The sequence below is a fragment of the Halobellus sp. GM3 genome (assembly GCF_052545375.1).
In genome coordinates this window covers 478,761-494,027 of record NZ_JBQWLT010000001.1, presented here as the reverse complement: position 1 = coordinate 494,027, position 15,267 = coordinate 478,761, and the positions used below count along the sequence as shown (strand labels likewise).

Sequence of the window (15,267 nt, the reverse complement as noted above, 5' to 3'; positions counted from 1 at the left end):
CTCCTACGGGGAGTTGCTGCGGGATCATCAGGGCGCTCTCCGGGGATCACCGATTGAGCGGTGGCCCAATCTCCGACGGACTGTCACCGCACAGCCGAGCGTTTATCACCGATGACGGGGGCACCACCCGTGTGCTCTGACACCTGCCCCGCGTCGAGCAGCGGTCGCTCGGCACGCCGACGCGGGCTCGACGGCCACAGCCGTATGCGGTCGTGCCGACAGTTCGCCAGCTCCAGATCGCGTGTTGATCTGATTCCCTCAGCTGACGGGGCCACCCCGTCCGTCACTCCGCCGGGGGATCCCCCTCAGTTGCCGGGTCAGCGTCGGTCGCTTCGAGGAGGTGGCAGGCGACCTCGTGGTCTCTCGAAGTCGACCGTCGATGCGGCGTCTCTTGGGCACAGACGGTCGAGAACTTCCGGGAGAGCAACGCTGTCGCGGCCGCGTAGTCCTCAGCGGCGAGTCGCGACAGCGCTCGATCGAACGCCGACTCCGCGTCGGGGTCCGACAGTCGATCCGGGAGGTCGAACTCGCGTCTGATCGCCTCCCGCACCGCGTCGTCCGGGACACTCGCGGGGGTGGCATCGCTGCGGCGTTCGGTCGCGAGGCGCTCTCGGATCTCCCCGACGTCGACGTCCGCGGCGTCCGTCTCGAGCCGCGTCCGCAATCGGAGGACCCCCCGCCAGGCGTCCTGTTCGAGTTCGTAGTCCGCGGGCTGAATAACGGCCGGACACCGCGTGTGAAAGCGGCAGCCCTCGGGCGGATCCGACGCACTGGGAACCTCGCCGGTGAGTTCGACCCGCCGTGCGGAGTCGTCGTTCCCGAGCCGTGCTCTCGGGTCCGGAACCGGGATCGACGCCAAGAGCGACCGGGTGTACGGGTGCTGGGGATCCGTGAACACCAACTCAACGGGCCCGGCCTCGACGATCTCGCCGAGATACATCACCGCGACGCGGTCACAGTGATCCCGGACGACGGCGAGGTCGTGGCTGATGAGGAGGAGGGCGAGGCCCAGTTCCGCCTGCAACGCGTCCAGAAGCGAGAGCACCGACGACTGCACGGAGACGTCGAGCGCGGACACCGGTTCGTCGGCGACGAGTAGATCCGGATCGACGATCAGCGCGCGGGCCAAGGCGGCGCGCTGTTTCTGTCCCCCCGAGAGCTCGTGCGGGTAGCGGTCCGCGTCGTTCGACGAGAGCCCCACGCGTTCGAGCGTCCGCTCGACGAGCCGTCGGCGTCGGCCGCGATCACGCATCCCGTGCACGCGGAGCGGTTCGGCGACCGACTCGCCGATAGACAGCCGGGGATCGAAGCTGGACGTCGGGTCCTGAAAGAGCAGTTGCGCCCGCCGTCGGAACCGCTTCAGTCGCCCCCGGTCGTACGCCGTGACGTCCTCGCCGTCGAACCGCACGTCGCCGCCGGTCGGCTCCTCGATTCGCAGCATCGCGCGCGCCGCCGTCGATTTCCCGCAGCCGGACTCGCCGACGAGTCCAAGCGTCTCGCCGCGGTCCACCGAGAGGTCGATCCCGTCGACGGCTCGCACGCGGCCGACCTCCCGCTTCCACAGGCCCTCGGTGAGCGGGTAGTGTTTCGACAGCCCGCGGACGTCGAGAAGCGTCGTTCCGTCCGTCATCAGCGCTCACCCTCCCGTCCCACGGGACGGCCCCCGTCGGCGTCGTCGCCGCGCACGCTGTCGTTCCCCGAACCGTAAACCGCGCTCGGGTCACCCTCCGGCGCGAAGTGGACACACGCCGCGACGTGTTCGTCGTTCCCCTTGGAGGCGCGCTCGCGGTCCGCCGCTGACCGATCGGGACAGCCCTCGCCCTCGGCGCGGTCGGGTCCCGAAACGGTGGCGGCGGGAACGTCGTACAGCGGCGGTTGCCCGCCGACCGCACAGCCGTCGACGGCGTGCGGACACTGGTCGTGGAAGCGGCACCCCGTCTGCGAATCAGGGGGGGGTCGAGAGCGCATCACGGATCGGTGGCGAGTGGGGCGTGGATGCACCGGTATCCCGGGAAACGCCTCGCCCCCCCGGGACCGAATCGAGCAGTGCCCGCGTGTACGGGTGCGACGGGCGCCCGAAGACGTCGAAGACGCCACCGCGCTCCATCACCGACCCCGCGTACAGCACCACGACGCGGTCGGCGATCTCCGCGACGACGCCGAGGTCGTGGGTGACGAACAGGACGGCCATCCCGAACTCGGATTGGATCTCCTCGAGGAGATCCAGCACCTGCGCTTGGGTCGTGACGTCGAGCGCCGTCGTCGGCTCGTCTGCGATCAGGAGGTCCGGTTCGCCGGCGAGTGCCATCGCGATGGCCACGCGCTGTGTTTGCCCGCCGGAGAGCTCGTGCGGGTAGTCGTCGATCCGACCGCCCGGATCCGGGATCCCCACTCGGTCGAGGAGGTCGATGGCGCGCGCTCGCGCTCGGTCCTTCGGGACGTCCGCGTGGAGCCGCACCGCCTCGATCAGCTGCCAGCCGATCGTGTAGACCGGGTTGAGTGCGCCCCGCGGGTTCTGGAAAACGTGCGCGATCCGCCCGCCGCGGACCGCCCGAAGCTCCGATTCGGAGGCCGAAAGGAGATCGCGACCGTCGAATCGGACCGCCCCGCCGGCGATCTCGCCAGGGGGTTCCTCGATCAACCGCGTGATCGACTCGCTCGCGACCGTCTTGCCGCTGCCGGACTCGCCGACGAGACAGACGGTCTCGCCGCGTTCGACGTCGAAGGAGACGTCCTCGACGGCGAGAAGCGTCCCGTCGTCGGTTCGGAACCGCGTCGTCAGCCCCTCGACGCGGAGCAGCGGGTCCGATAGGGGCGACGAGTCGCTCATCTGTCCACCTCCTGGCGCGGATCGAGCGCGTCTCTGAGCGCGTCGCCGAGGAAGTTGAAGGCGAGGATCGTCGCGAAGAGGAAGACGCCGGGTACCGTCGATACCCACCACGCGGTGCCGAGATCGCCGCGCCCCGCTGCGATCGTCTGCCCCCACGAGGGGAGCGTCACGTCGCCGACGCCGATGAACGACAGCGCCGCCTCCGAGAGGACGAGATACGGGATGTGCAGCGTCGCCGCGGTGATGATCGAACTCGACACGTTCGGGACGATGTGTCGCCGGACGACGTACCGCCCCGAGGCACCGGCGCTTCGTGCGGCCTCGACGTACGCCTGCTCTCGCCGCTGGAGCGCCTCGCTGCGGATGACTCTGGCGATGCCGCCCCAGCCCGTCACGCCGAAGATGACGATGAGCGCGAACAGGCCCCCGCCGTAGAGGTACGCGAGAAAGAGGAACAGAAAGAACGTCGGGAACGTCTGCTGGACGTCGACGGCCCGCATCAGCGCCTCGTCGATCCAGCCGCCGGCGTACGCCGCCGTCGTGCCGACGGCGGTGGCAATCGTGATCGAGATCAGCGTCGCGATCAGTCCGACCTGCATACTGAGGCGCATCCCGAAGACCGCGAGCGCCCAGAGGTCCTTCCCGCCGCCGGTCGTCCCGAGCGGGTATCGCCACGTCCCCCGACACCGGCCGTCGACGACGGGACCGACGCACTCGTTCGGGACCGCCGCGTCGACGCTCAGGTAGACCGGCGGCTGGTACGCGGCCGCGACGTTCAGCGTCGGCGGGTCGACGACGAGCGTCCCCACCGTCCCGACGAGAAACACCGCGAGGAGGTACCACAGGCTGAGCACGGCGGGAGTGTGCCGTCGGAACCGCCGCCAGTAGTACGCGGTCAGTCGGCGGTCCCGCGCCAGCGGAACGAGCGAGAACGAGAGCGCGAGCAGCGTCGCGAGGAACAGCCAGTCGACGGCGGTGACGTCCCAAACGTGCGCGGTCCCGTCGACGACGACCGAGAACGTCGGTCCGCCGCGGGCGAGCAGAACGTCGTACGCGAGCGCGAGCGCGTAGAGCCCGGACACCGCGGCGGCAGCGAGCCGCGTCGTCGAGGGACCGCCGCCGCGTTCGTCGATCGCGTCCCAGTCGACGTACTCGAAGTCGTCCGGGTGCGAGCCGTCTCGTCCGGGGTCGTCCGTCCCAGAGTCGTCCCGTCGGGTCACCTGCGATCACCGTAGTCGATTCGCGGGTCCAGAACCGCGTACGCGAGGTCCTGCAGGAGGTTGCCGATCACGGCGACGAACACCGGGACGAGCGTCGTGCCGAGGACGAGCGCGGTGTCCTGACGCCTGATCGCATCGAGGCTGAGTCGGCCGAGCCCGGGGATGCCGAAGACGACCTCGACGAGGTACGACGCCGAGAGGAGGACCCCGAGCAGATCGCCGACGAGAATCGTCGACAGCGGAACGAGCGTGGGACGGAGCACGTGCCGGGTGAGGACCCGCCACTCCGAGGCGCCCTTCGCCCGCGCCGTCTTCACGAACGCTGCGCGGACGTACTCGAGCGCCTCCGCGCGGGCGTAGCGCATCGTACTCGCGACCGCCCCGGTCGCGAGAACGAACACCGGAAGCAGGAGCTGTCGCGCGTTCGCGAGCGAGAACGTCCGGGTCCGCGCCAACTCGGCGTCGAAAAGCACGGGGACCCAGCCGAGGTGGACGGCGAAGATCAGAAGCAGCACGATGCCGAACCAGAAGTTCGGGACGCTGATCCCGAAGAACGCGACGAACGTCGCCGCGTAGTCGGTCTTCGTGTACTGATTGAACGCGGAGTAGAGGCCGATTCCGATCCCGAGGGCTGTCGAGGCGACGACCGCCGGAACGGTGTACAGAAGCGAGTACGGGAGCGCCGTCAGAATCGCCTCGGCAACGGGCTGCGAGCGGGTGTCCGACCAGCCCCAGTCGCCGGCCGTGAGGTTCCCGAGGTACTCGAGATAGCGCGCCCAGAGCGGACCGTCGAGCCCGCGACGCTGCGCGTACGCGTCCGCGGCCGCCGCCGCGCTCTCGCCGCTCGCGGCCGCCCGGAAGTGGACGCGCGCCAGCTGCGAGTCCGGCGCGTATTCGAGCAGGACGAACGTGACCGTCAGGATGACGAGTGCGACGACGCCCGCCCACGCGACCCGCCGTGCGATGTACCATTTCAGCCCCATCTGAGTGTCACCCCATTCGCTCCGAATCTATCCCTTCACTGTGCGTCGAGGCGCCACGTGTTCTGGTTCCATGTATAGCCGAAGACCTCCTCGGGACCGCGAACGGCGCTGTCGTATCCGACGATGTCGACGCCCATATTGAGGAAGTTGAACGGCTGTTCAGCCGAGAGGGCGCCGAATATCTCCGTGAACGCCGCCCGGCGCTCGGCCTCCTCGACGGTGCTCGAGGCGGTCTCGAACAGCGAGGCGAAGTCCGTCTCGGGGTGGTAGCCGTAGAAGTTGATGCCGCCGCGCCGGAGCGTGAAGCCCCGGATCGACGACGGCGTTCGGGGATAGGTGTTGAACGTGATCCCGGTGAGCAGGTCCCAGGGTTCCTCGCTCACCGACCCGTCTCGCGGGCCGCCGTTGTACGGGCCGGCGTTCCACGGCGACTCGCCCTCGTCCCGCCAGCTGTTGAACAGGTACCGCTCCGCGAGCGTTCCGTACTCCAGCCCGGAAACCTCGACGTCGAGCCCGACGGCGTCGTACTCCTGTGCGACGAACTCGGCGGTCGTCTCGACCGCCTGCGAGCCGAGCGGGTAGACGAGATCCAGCGTGACCGGCTCGGCGTCCGCGTCGACGACGCGGTCGCCGTCGTACCGGTACGGTGTCGATCCCAGCGCGGATTCGAGCAGTTCTCTGGCGCGCTCGTGGCTGTACGCGTCGCCGACGCCGTACTCCGTGACCTCCTCGTCGGCGTACCACTGCGAGAACGTCGGCTGGAACGTGTGTGCGACCGTCGCGTACCCCCTGAGGATGTCCTCGACGATGGTTCGCTTGTCCACCGCGTGCGCGAGCGCCTGCCTGACCTCGGTCTTCCGCAGCGCCTCGTAGAACGACCCGTTCGCGCGCTGATTGTAGATCAGGGAGGTCAGAAACGCCTGCGGGAACACCTTCACGTCGACGCCGTCGAGCCCCTCAAACTGCTCGACGCTGGTCTCCGGAACGTCGGTCGCGGTCAGTTCCCCGGTACGCAGCGCCGACAGGCGCGTGCTCCCCTCGGGGACGACCTCGTAGGTGTAGGAATCGAAGTACGGTGCGTCCCGCCACTCCTCGGGAACGTCGTCGGACTCGCGGAGGTAGTAGTCGTCGTTTCTGACGGCGACGAACGCCGACTCCCGCTCCCACCGCTCGAACCGATAGGGGCCGAGGTTCCCCGCGTACGCGAGCGTCTGCACCTCCTCGTCCCGCGCGAGGCCCGCCTGATCCTCGTCGGCGCGGTACCGCTCGATGATCGCCTTCGGCATACAGAACGCGCCCCACATAATCGGTCGGCGCGGAAACGACGGGTCGACCGACGGGAGCCGGATCTCGAACGACAGCGTGCCGGTCTTCTCGACCGGGACGGGCTCGTCGTTCCGGATCCAGTCGCCCTGGCCGGGGAAGCCGGCCCAGTTGGACTCGGCCTGGAAGACCTCCGCGATCATATACACCCAGTCTTCGGCCGTCATCCGCCCGTACCCGGCGCCCCACTCCAGGTTGTCGCGGAGCTCGACCGTGTAGACGCGGCCCTCGTCGGTCGAGATATCCGCCCACAGCGGGAACACCTCCTGTTCGGGCGTGAGGGCGTACGCCCCGTCGAGCGCCAGTTGCACCCGGTTCGCCGAGGGCACGTCGTCGACGCTGAGGAAGTTCAGCGTCTGGGCGCCCGTGGCGGTGCCTTCGACGTACGCCCCGCGGCTGTCCGAGGCGCTGTCGGTATCGGTGGCGTCGTCCGAGGGTTCCTCAGCCGCGGAACCGTCGGGAGTGCTACTACACCCGGCCAGCGCCGTCGCACCGCCCAGCCCGAGAAGACGCAGAAGAGATCGCCGAGAGGGAGTCGAGATCGCGTTCGGCCCGCGGTCGTCGGGACCGTCACCGAGTGACATAGGACCTACGTGCGCCTATCCCATCAAATACCCATCGATGGACCGACGAAAGCGTGGTGCTGTCGCTCGTGTGACCCGTTTTCGTCGGGGCGATCAACTCAGGAACCGAATGGCTTCATAATGTTCGTTCTCGCCTCCTACCGGTGAGTGCCCGCCCCGTTGGCGGCGCTCACCGGTACACAGGGAGAGCAAACAGCATCAGTCGGTGACGGATTGCCCCGCCGACTCCGCGGTAGGGTTCATCAGTCCGCACGAGATCGGGCTGTCTCGGTGCGATTCTCTCAGAACGGGCGAGAACAGCGGTCAGTCGTCCCCGTGCTCGTCGACGATGACGACCTCGCCGTCCTCGACGCGGACGTTGATCAGCGTCTTGACGTGGTGGCCGCTGTCGTCGAGTTCGTTCGGCCCGGCCTTCTTGATCACGGCGACGGTGTCGACGACCTCCGCGCCGATGTTATCGAGCGCGTCGAGCACCGCGCACATCGTCCCGCCGGTCGAGAGCACGTCGTCGAGGACGAGCACGCGGTCGCCCGGTTCGACGTCGTTGATGTACATCTCGTTCTCGGAGTAGCCGGTCTGCTGGCTCAGCGGCTGCTCGCCCTCGAGGCCGTACTGCCGCTTGCGGATGACCACGAGCGGGATGTCGGTCATCAGCGAGACGGCCGTGGAGATGTGGATGCCCATCGCCGCCGGCGTGACGATCTTGTCGACGTCGTCGATCTCGGCCTTGCGGATGATCTTGATGACGATCTCCCGGAGGAGGCCGGGCCGGAGCATCGGGACGCCGTCGCTGATCGGGTGGACGAAGTACTCGTACTCGCCTTTCTCGATGATCGGCGCCTCGAGCAGCGACTGCCGCAGTTGGTCCATGTCGTCGGTTCAGCGGGTCGAAAATAAAAACTGGCGGTTCGACCCGCGCCGGGACGGGTCAATCGGCTTCAGACCGTCGCCACGTCAGTTTCAGACCGTCGGAGCGGTCGACCGGCTGAGCGTCGCGGACGTCGATCCGTCTTGGGACTCCCAGACGACGCGGACGGTCTCGCCGGTCCAGTTCACGGAGTTATTGAACTCGGCGGTCGTCCCCGCAGAGACGGTTCCGGTCAGTCCGTTGTGGCCGTCCCACGCGACGGAACCACCGTCGAGGCCGCTCGTCGTCAGCCGCGCGGCGTCGATCGTATCGCCGCTCTCGTGGGTGATCGTCACGTTGGTGTCGCTGTTGTAGTCGAATCCGAAACTCGCCTGCGGGGCGGTCTGCTGGAGGCCCTGCCCGAGGTTCAGCACGAACGTCCCGATGACGGCCGCGAGGATGACGGTGATCGCGACCATCAGGATAACGCCGATAACCGGCGAGACGGCGCGTTTCTCGGAGAATAACTCAAGTAAGTTCATACTAATATCTACTACTCGTACGCATATAAATACTTGTGAACACTCGCTGTCGTGTATCACACCTCTTGTCGGAGAACGGAATTTATGGCCCCATTTGAGGACGGTTTCGAAAGTTCGTTTAAATATATCCTGTCGGTCTGATAATCCGTCGGGGACAGAGCGGAAGACGTATTTGACCCCCTTAGTAACGATACGACGACAATGAGTCGAGTGACCGATGGGGAACGCTCGGCGTCCATCGAGGCGGGTGGTGGGTGATGGAAGCCGGCAGTTCCCGGATTCTGGTGCCGGTTGGTGAGTCCGCGACGGTCCGGAACACGGTCGCATACGCTGTCCGCGAGGCCCGCGAAGCCGCCGAAGAACGCGGGGAGGCGGCGGCCGTCCACTTCGTGTACCCGGCGCGGTGGCGGTCCGTCGACGGGAACGAGGAGGGGTATGCGGCCGCGGCGGCCGACCTCCTCGAACGCGTGACGGTGTGGGCGAACGAGGACCTCGACCGCGACGGGGACGAAGACGAAGAGCCGCCCGTCGACGTCCGGACGGCGGTCGTCGGTGACGACCGCTACCTTTTCAGTCCCGGTGACTTCGCCGGGGTGCTCCTCGAGTACGCCCGCACGCACGACCTCGATCGGATCGTCGTCGATCCGGAGTTCCAGCCCGGCGGCAACGCCCCGATGCTCCGACCGTTCGAGGTGGAGCTGTCCCGGTCGGACCGCTCCGTCGAAGAGGCGCCGGTCGACCGGCAGACGACGCGGAGCAGACTCGTCTCCCGGGCGACGCTCGCGAAGGGAGTCACGGTCTTCGGCGCGACGTACGCGTTCTATCTGGCCGTCGCCGGCTCGCTCTCGCTGTTCGATCTCGCGACCGGGGCGCTGACCGCGCTCCTCGCCGCGGTGGCGTTCTCGAACGTCGCGTTCGTCACGTCGCCCTCGCCTGTCCGAACCACGCTCCGAACCGTCCGTATGATTCTTTTCGTCCCCTATCTGGTCTGGGAGATCACGAAGGCGAACCTCTCGATCGCGTACATCATTCTGCATCCGGACCTCCCGATCGACCCCGAGATGCGGCGCTTCAGGGCCGCGCTCTGGGGCGGGCTGCCGGTGACGACGATGGCGAACAGCATCACGCTCACGCCCGGCACGCTGTCTGTGGACGTCGGGCCGGAGGGCATCGAGATCCACACGCTGACCGGGAGCGCCCGTGAGGACCTCGCCGCGGGGAGCCTCGAACGGGCCGTCAGATTCGTGTTCTACGGCCGGGGGGGCGCGCGGATCCCGTCGCCGGCGGAACGCGAGAGCATCTCCACACCGGACGCCGTGACGGCGGAGGAGGCCGAGTGATGGCCGCCACGGGACTCGTCGACACGGTGCTGCTCGCGGCCGCCGGCGCGTTCGTCCTGTTCGCCATCGTGCTCGTCTACCGGATCGTCGCGGGCCCGACGATGCAGGATCGGGTCATCGCGGTCAACGGCATCGGGACGAACACGGTCGTCGTCCTCGCGCTGCTCGCGGCGGCGCTCGATCAACCGGGGTTCCTCGACGTCGCGCTCGTCTACGGGATGTTGAACTTCCTGATGAGCATCGCAATCTCGAAGTTCACCGTCGAGCGGGGCGGGGTGATCTAGATGACGATCACGGAACTGCTGACGGTGTTCCTCGTCGTCGCGGGGACGTTCTTCGGGTTCGTCGCCGTCGTCGGGATTATCCGCCTCCCTGACCTGTACACTCGCGCGCACGCGACCTCGAAGAGCGACACGCTCGGGATCATCCTGACGCTCGGCGGCGTCGCGCTGGTCTTCGGCGCGGACATCTCGGTCGCGAAGACGGCCCTACTGGGGATCTTCATGTTCGTGACGAACCCGACGGCCGCACACGCGATCTCGCGGGCCGCGTACGATCAGGGCATCACCCCGTGGACGAGAGACGACGCCGCCCCCGCGAACGGGGAGGACGGCTCCCCGGGGGCGCTCGCCGACGCGACCGCGCAGTCGACGGAGGGCGACGAATGAGCGCCGAATCGATCGCGCTGGGACTGGCGCTCACGTTCTCGGTGCTCGCGGCGGTCGCGTCGGTGCTCCTCCGCGACGTCCTCAACGCGATCATCGCCTTCGCGGCCTTCAGCTTCGGTATCGCCATCGCGTGGCTCTTCCTCGCGGCGCCCGACGTCGCGCTCACGGAGGCCGCCGTCGGCGCCGGCATCACGACCGTGTTCTTCCTCGTGACGATCGCGCGGACCGTCCGACCGGGCGGCGAGCGGCTCACAGAGCGGATCGAGTGGCGCTCGGTCGCCGTCGTCGCGCTGTTCGTCGGCACGCTCCTTGCGACCGTGCGGTCGCTGCCGGCCGTCGGATCGGCCGACTCGCCCGTCGCGACCTCACGGATCACGGAGTACTACCTGCAGAACGCCTACCCCGAGACCGGCGTCGAGAACGCCGTGACCGCCGTCTTGGCCGCCTACCGTGGGTTCGACACGCTCGGAGAGGCCACGGTGGTCATCGCCGCGGGAGTCGCGGTGCTTCTCGTGCTTCGACAGGAGGCCTACGTATGAGTGGATCGAACCCGAACGGAACCTACGTCGAGAGTACGATCATCATGACGACGGTCCGCGTGATCGTCCCGTTCGTCTTCACGTTCGGCCTGTTCGTGATGTTCCACGGCGCCGAATCGGCCGGGGGCGGCTTCCAGGGCGGCGTCATCGTCGCCGCGGCGGTGCTGCTTTTGGCGTTCGCGTTCGGCATCGAACCGACCAGAGAGTGGCTCGAAGGGCCGCTCACCCGCGGGGCCATCGCCGTCGGCGGGGCGACGTTCGCCTTCATCGGCCTCGGCGCGCTGGCGTACGGCGGGGCGTTCCTCGACTACGCCGCGTACGGGTTCGGTACCGACGGCGTCAAATACGGCATCGAACTCGTCGAGCTCGCGATCGGGGCGATCGTCTCCGGCGTCCTCGTGGCGCTCTTCTACAGCCTCGCGCTCGGTGACGTCGACGCCGTCACCAACGGTGACGGATCGGACGAGGGCTCCGGCATCTTCTCGAAGAACGCCAGCGAGACCGAAAGCAATAGCCCGACCGACTCCGACGCGACGGGGGGTGAGCGAGCGTGATCGACCTCCTCGCGACACACTACAACTACCTCGTGTTCGTCGTGCTGGTCGGCGTCGGCCTCTACGGTATCACCGCCAGCTCGAACCTCGTGAAGAAGGTCATCGGCCTCAACGTCTTCCAGGTCGGGATCTTCCTGTTTTTCGTCACGAGCGGCTTCGTCGACGGCGCGGCGCCGCCGGTGGTGCACGGCTCGGGGACGTACGCGAGTCCGCTCCCGCACGTGCTGATCCTCACCGCCATCGTCGTCGGCGTCAGCCTGACGGCCGTCGCGCTCGCGCTCGTCGTCAGGATCTACGGGGCGTACGGGACGCTCGACGAGGACGCCATCCGGGAGGTGCGGCTGAATGACTGACGCGCTCGCGCTCCTCGTGGTCGTCCCGATCGTCCTCTCGCTCGCGCCGATCGCGTTCGGTGGGCTGTGGGACGGGCTCGGATGGATCGCGGCCTTCGTCGCCGCGCTTTCTCACCTCGGGCTGTCTCTCGCCGTCGCGGCGCGAGTGGCCGCTGAGGGCACTATCTCGTACGCTGTCGGCGACTTCGCGCCGCCGTTCGGAATCGAACTCGTCGCGGACGGCGTGTCGGCGACGCTTCTCGTCCTCGTCTCCGCGGTGACGCTGGCGGTCGTCGTGTACGCGCGGACGGCCGGACCCCGTGAGAACACCTTCTACAGCGAACTGCTGTTGCTCACCGCGGGCATCTCCGGCGTGTTCGCCACCGGCGACCTGTTCAACCTCTATGTGTTCATCGAGATCACGGGGCTCGCGACGTACGCGCTCGTCGCGACCGGCCGCTCGCCCGCCGCGGCGGTCGCCAGTCTGAAGTACCTCCTCGTGGGGACGGTCGGCGCCTCGCTGTACCTGCTCGGCGTCGGCTACCTCTACATCTCGACGGGGTCGCTGAACATGGCCGACCTCGCCGAGTTGCTGCCGGCAGTCGGCTACGGCTCGCCGCTCGTGTTGACCGGGTTCGCGCTGATCGTCGTCGGCCTCGCGGTGAAGGCGGCGCTGTTCCCGCTGCACACCTGGCAGCCGGGGGCCTACGCCGAGTCGCCCGACAGCGTCACGGCGTACATCTCCGCGCTCGTCTCGACGGCGGCCGCGTACGCGCTGTTCCGCATCGTGTACGTGGTCTTCACGCCCGCGTTCGACGCCGCAGTCCCGTTCGCGCTCGACGCGCTCGTCATCCTCGCGTCGGTCAGCGTGGTCGTCGGCTCCGCGCTCGCGGTGATGCAGTCCGACCTCAAGCGGATGCTGGCGTACTCGTCGGTCGCGCAGTTCGGCCTCGTGATCGCCGGGTTCGCCGTCGTCAACCAGACCGCCGTGACCGGCGGTCTGGTCCACCTCGTCGGCCACGCGGTGATGAAAGCGGGGCTGTTCGTCGGCGTCGGCGCGATCGCCGGCGTCGCGGGCGGCCGAACCGTCGACGACTTCGCGGGCGCGGCCGATCGCGCGCCGGTCACGAGCGCCGCGTTCGCCGCGCTCGCCGTCGCGCTCGTCGGCGTGCCGCCCGCCGTCGGCTTCGCCGGCAAGTGGCACATCGTCCTCGGCGCGGTCGAGGCGGGCCGGTGGATCGTCGCCGCCGTCGCGGTCCTGAGCACGCTCCTCACGCTCGCGTACTTCGCGCGCGTGATCGAGCGGATGTACTTCCGCGACGCGCCGGAACCGACCGACGCGGAGGGTCACGCAGACGCCGTCGCGTCCGCGGACCCCGACGCCGCGCTGACTGACGGCGGGGACCGTTCGGACTCGGAGGCCGGCGGTGGCGACAGTCCCGTCCCGGCGACCGACGACGGTGCCGACCCCGGTGCCGACGGCGACACCGACCCGTCGGCGGCCGTCCCGATCGAAGCCCGCGCCGTTGTCGTCGCGGCCGCGGCGGGCGCGGTGCTCCTCGGCCTGTTCGCCGCGGACCTGATCGCGCTCTTCGAGCCCGTCTTGGAGGTGTACTTCCAGTGACCGAAATCAACTCTCTCAGGCCGCTTGCGGCGGTTCTACTCCCCGCTCTCGGCGTTCTGGCGATCGTCGCATCGCGCCGCCGACCGAACGTCCGCGAGGGCGCCACGATACTCACGGCGCTCTCGACGGTCGCGGTCGTCGGGAGCCTCGTCCCCGCGGCCCTGACCGGAACCGTCCACGTCACGCGGCTGGGGACGTTCGTCCCGGGCGTCGACCTCGCGCTGAGCGCGGACCCGCTCGGGATGATCTTCGCGCTGTTGGCCAGCGTGCTCTGGCTCGTCACGAGCTTCTACAGCATCGGCTACATGCGCGGGCTCGACGAGCACTCCCAGACCAGGTACTTCGCGGCGTTCGCCGGCAGCGTCGGCGCGGCCCTCGGGGTCGCGTTCGCGTCGAACCTCGTCGCGCTGTACGTCTTCTACGAACTGCTGACCGTGGCGACGTACCCACTCGTCGCCCACGACGAGAGCGACGAGGCGCGCGCGGCGGGCCGGAAGTACCTCACGTACACCTTCGGCGGCGGCGTCGCGGTGTTGGCCGGGACGGTCCTCGTCTTCTGGACGACCGGCACGGTCGCGTTCACGCCCGGCGGCATCGCCGAGTTGGCGACCGCCGATCCGCTCGTGGGGCGCGCGGCGTTCGCGCTTCTGGCGGGCGGCTTCGGCGTCAAGGCCGCGCTCATCCCCGTCCACTCGTGGCTGCCGGACGCGATGGTCGCGCCGACGCCGGTCTCTGGGCTCCTGCACGCGGTCGCGGTCGTCAAGAGCGGGGTCTTCGGGATCGCGCGCGTCGTCCTCGACGTGTTCGGTCCCGAGACCGTCCAGCAGTTGGGCGTCGGCCTGCCGCTCGCGGCGGTCGCCGCCGTCACGATCGTCGTCTCGAGCGTCATCGCGCTCAGGCAGGATAACCTCAAGCGCCGGCTGGCGTACTCGACGATCAGCCAGCTTTCGTACATCGTCCTCGGACTGGGGCTGCTCTCGCCCGCCGCGCTGATCGGCGGTCTGCTCCACATCCCGGCGCACGCGTTCATGAAGCTCACGCTGTTCTTCTGCGCGGGCGCGATCCACGTCGAGACCCACACCGACGACATCAGCGATATGGCCGGCATCGGGAGGCGAATGCCGCTCACGATGGCCGCCTTCGCCGTCGCGAGCCTCGGGATGGCCGGCCTCCCGCTCGTCGCCGGCTTCGTGAGCAAGTGGTATCTCCTGATCGGGAGCATCGCCGGCGGGAACGCGATATTCGCCGGCGTGCTCCTCGTCTCGGGGCTCCTCAACGTCGCCTACTTCTGGCCGATCGTCTACCAGGCGTTCTTCCAGACGCCCGAGGACACCGACAGAAAGCCCGTGATCGAGTTCCCCTTCGGCGGCGCGCGGCTCCGCGCCGACGGCGGCGAGCGGGTCGACGGCGACGCCGCTGGCGAGGAGAACGCCGATTCAGCCGAACGCGACGTCGACGCGGACGTTCCGATCGACGCGGCCGGCCACGTCGACCCCGACGTCGAGCCGTCCGACAGCGAGGGGCAAGTCGAGATCGACGCGCGCGCCGACGGCGAGTACGCGGTCGACCGACACCCGAGCGATCACGTCGGCGGGGAATCGCCGGCTCACGGCGATCGCGCCGACGACGCTGACGGCGATCACGACGCTGGGGCCGACCCCCACGCGGGCGTCGACCACGACCACCACGGCGGGCCGCCGCCGGGAGGCTGGGAGCGCCGCGGGTTCGGCGCCGAGAGCACGTGGTTCATGCTCGGGCCGATCACCGCCGCCGCGGCCGGGGCGGTCGCGCTCGGCATCTCGCCGCACGGGATGGTGTTTCTCGCGCTCGTCGAGCGCGTCGTCTTCGAGGTGACGGGGGTGGTGCTCTGATGAGCGCCGC

Annotated in this window: 16 protein-coding genes; 8 read left to right on the top strand and 8 right to left on the bottom strand. The window is 68.7% G+C overall.

Features of this window, described 5'->3' with window-relative positions:
* Nucleotides 1–283: 283 nt before the first annotated feature.
* The 8 genes from ACT3HL_RS02415 to ACT3HL_RS02380 form a co-directional block, all read right to left on the bottom strand.
* Nucleotides 284–1,630: an oligopeptide/dipeptide ABC transporter ATP-binding protein gene (locus ACT3HL_RS02415; protein WP_445085201.1), complete on the bottom strand. Its 1,347-nt coding sequence runs from the start codon at nucleotides 1,628–1,630 to the stop codon at nucleotides 284–286.
* Nucleotides 1,630–1,968 (bottom strand): hypothetical protein, encoded by a 339-nt coding sequence (locus ACT3HL_RS02410; RefSeq protein ID WP_445085200.1) that lies wholly within the window; start codon nucleotides 1,966–1,968, stop codon nucleotides 1,630–1,632. Before ACT3HL_RS02410 ends, ACT3HL_RS02415 begins: the two co-directional genes overlap by 1 nt.
* The gene (locus tag ACT3HL_RS02405; protein ID WP_445085199.1) at nucleotides 1,946–2,830 is read right to left on the bottom strand and encodes an ATP-binding cassette domain-containing protein; all 885 of its coding nucleotides are present in this window, start codon (nucleotides 2,828–2,830) and stop codon (nucleotides 1,946–1,948) included. The genes ACT3HL_RS02410 and ACT3HL_RS02405 overlap by 23 nt, the downstream gene beginning before the upstream one ends.
* The gene (locus ACT3HL_RS02400; RefSeq protein ID WP_445085198.1) at nucleotides 2,827–4,050 is read right to left on the bottom strand and encodes an ABC transporter permease subunit; all 1,224 of its coding nucleotides are present in this window, start codon (nucleotides 4,048–4,050) and stop codon (nucleotides 2,827–2,829) included. The genes ACT3HL_RS02405 and ACT3HL_RS02400 overlap by 4 nt, the downstream gene beginning before the upstream one ends.
* Nucleotides 4,047–5,033, bottom strand: coding sequence for an ABC transporter permease subunit (locus tag ACT3HL_RS02395; RefSeq protein WP_445085197.1), 987 nt, complete (start codon nucleotides 5,031–5,033; stop codon nucleotides 4,047–4,049). Before ACT3HL_RS02395 ends, ACT3HL_RS02400 begins: the two co-directional genes overlap by 4 nt.
* Nucleotides 5,034–5,068: 35 nt before the next feature.
* Entirely contained in the window at nucleotides 5,069–6,940 is a 1,872-nt protein-coding gene (locus ACT3HL_RS02390; RefSeq protein WP_445085196.1) for an ABC transporter substrate-binding protein, read from the bottom strand.
* Between the two features lie 303 nt (nucleotides 6,941–7,243).
* Entirely contained in the window at nucleotides 7,244–7,810 is a 567-nt protein-coding gene (hpt, locus tag ACT3HL_RS02385) for a hypoxanthine/guanine phosphoribosyltransferase (RefSeq protein WP_445085195.1), read from the bottom strand.
* 90 nt (nucleotides 7,811–7,900) lie between these two features.
* Complete coding sequence (locus tag ACT3HL_RS02380; protein WP_445085194.1) at nucleotides 7,901–8,329, bottom strand: type IV pilin; 429 nt, start codon at nucleotides 8,327–8,329, stop codon at nucleotides 7,901–7,903.
* A 257-nt stretch (nucleotides 8,330–8,586) separates the two neighbouring features.
* Here ACT3HL_RS02380 and ACT3HL_RS02375 point away from each other — a divergent pair, with 257 nt between their 5' ends.
* Genes ACT3HL_RS02375 through ACT3HL_RS02340 form a run of 8 tightly spaced genes read left to right on the top strand, consistent with a single transcriptional unit; the run spans nucleotide 8,587 to nucleotide 15,257 of the window.
* Nucleotides 8,587–9,669 carry a monovalent cation/H+ antiporter subunit E gene (locus tag ACT3HL_RS02375; protein WP_445085193.1) on the top strand — a complete coding sequence of 361 codons (1,083 nt, stop codon included), beginning with the start codon at nucleotides 8,587–8,589 and terminating at the stop codon, nucleotides 9,667–9,669.
* Entirely contained in the window at nucleotides 9,669–9,953 is a 285-nt protein-coding gene (locus ACT3HL_RS02370) for a monovalent cation/H+ antiporter complex subunit F (protein WP_445085192.1), read from the top strand. Before ACT3HL_RS02375 ends, ACT3HL_RS02370 begins: the two co-directional genes overlap by 1 nt.
* Complete coding sequence (gene mnhG, locus ACT3HL_RS02365; protein ID WP_445085191.1) at nucleotides 9,954–10,337, top strand: monovalent cation/H(+) antiporter subunit G; 384 nt, start codon at nucleotides 9,954–9,956, stop codon at nucleotides 10,335–10,337.
* Complete coding sequence (locus ACT3HL_RS02360) at nucleotides 10,334–10,876, top strand: DUF4040 domain-containing protein (RefSeq protein ID WP_445085190.1); 543 nt, start codon at nucleotides 10,334–10,336, stop codon at nucleotides 10,874–10,876. The genes mnhG and ACT3HL_RS02360 overlap by 4 nt, the downstream gene beginning before the upstream one ends.
* On the top strand, nucleotides 10,873–11,430 hold the full coding sequence (locus ACT3HL_RS02355; RefSeq protein WP_445085189.1) for an MnhB domain-containing protein: 558 nt from the start codon (nucleotides 10,873–10,875) through the stop codon (nucleotides 11,428–11,430). Before ACT3HL_RS02360 ends, ACT3HL_RS02355 begins: the two co-directional genes overlap by 4 nt.
* Complete coding sequence (locus tag ACT3HL_RS02350) at nucleotides 11,427–11,783, top strand: cation:proton antiporter subunit C (protein ID WP_445085188.1); 357 nt, start codon at nucleotides 11,427–11,429, stop codon at nucleotides 11,781–11,783. Before ACT3HL_RS02355 ends, ACT3HL_RS02350 begins: the two co-directional genes overlap by 4 nt.
* Nucleotides 11,776–13,386 (top strand): proton-conducting transporter transmembrane domain-containing protein, encoded by a 1,611-nt coding sequence (locus tag ACT3HL_RS02345; protein ID WP_445085187.1) that lies wholly within the window; start codon nucleotides 11,776–11,778, stop codon nucleotides 13,384–13,386. Before ACT3HL_RS02350 ends, ACT3HL_RS02345 begins: the two co-directional genes overlap by 8 nt.
* Nucleotides 13,383–15,257, top strand: a complete 1,875-nt coding sequence (locus ACT3HL_RS02340) for a proton-conducting transporter transmembrane domain-containing protein (protein WP_445085186.1) — start codon at nucleotides 13,383–13,385, stop codon at nucleotides 15,255–15,257. Before ACT3HL_RS02345 ends, ACT3HL_RS02340 begins: the two co-directional genes overlap by 4 nt.
* Nucleotides 15,258–15,267: the final 10 nt, after the last annotated feature.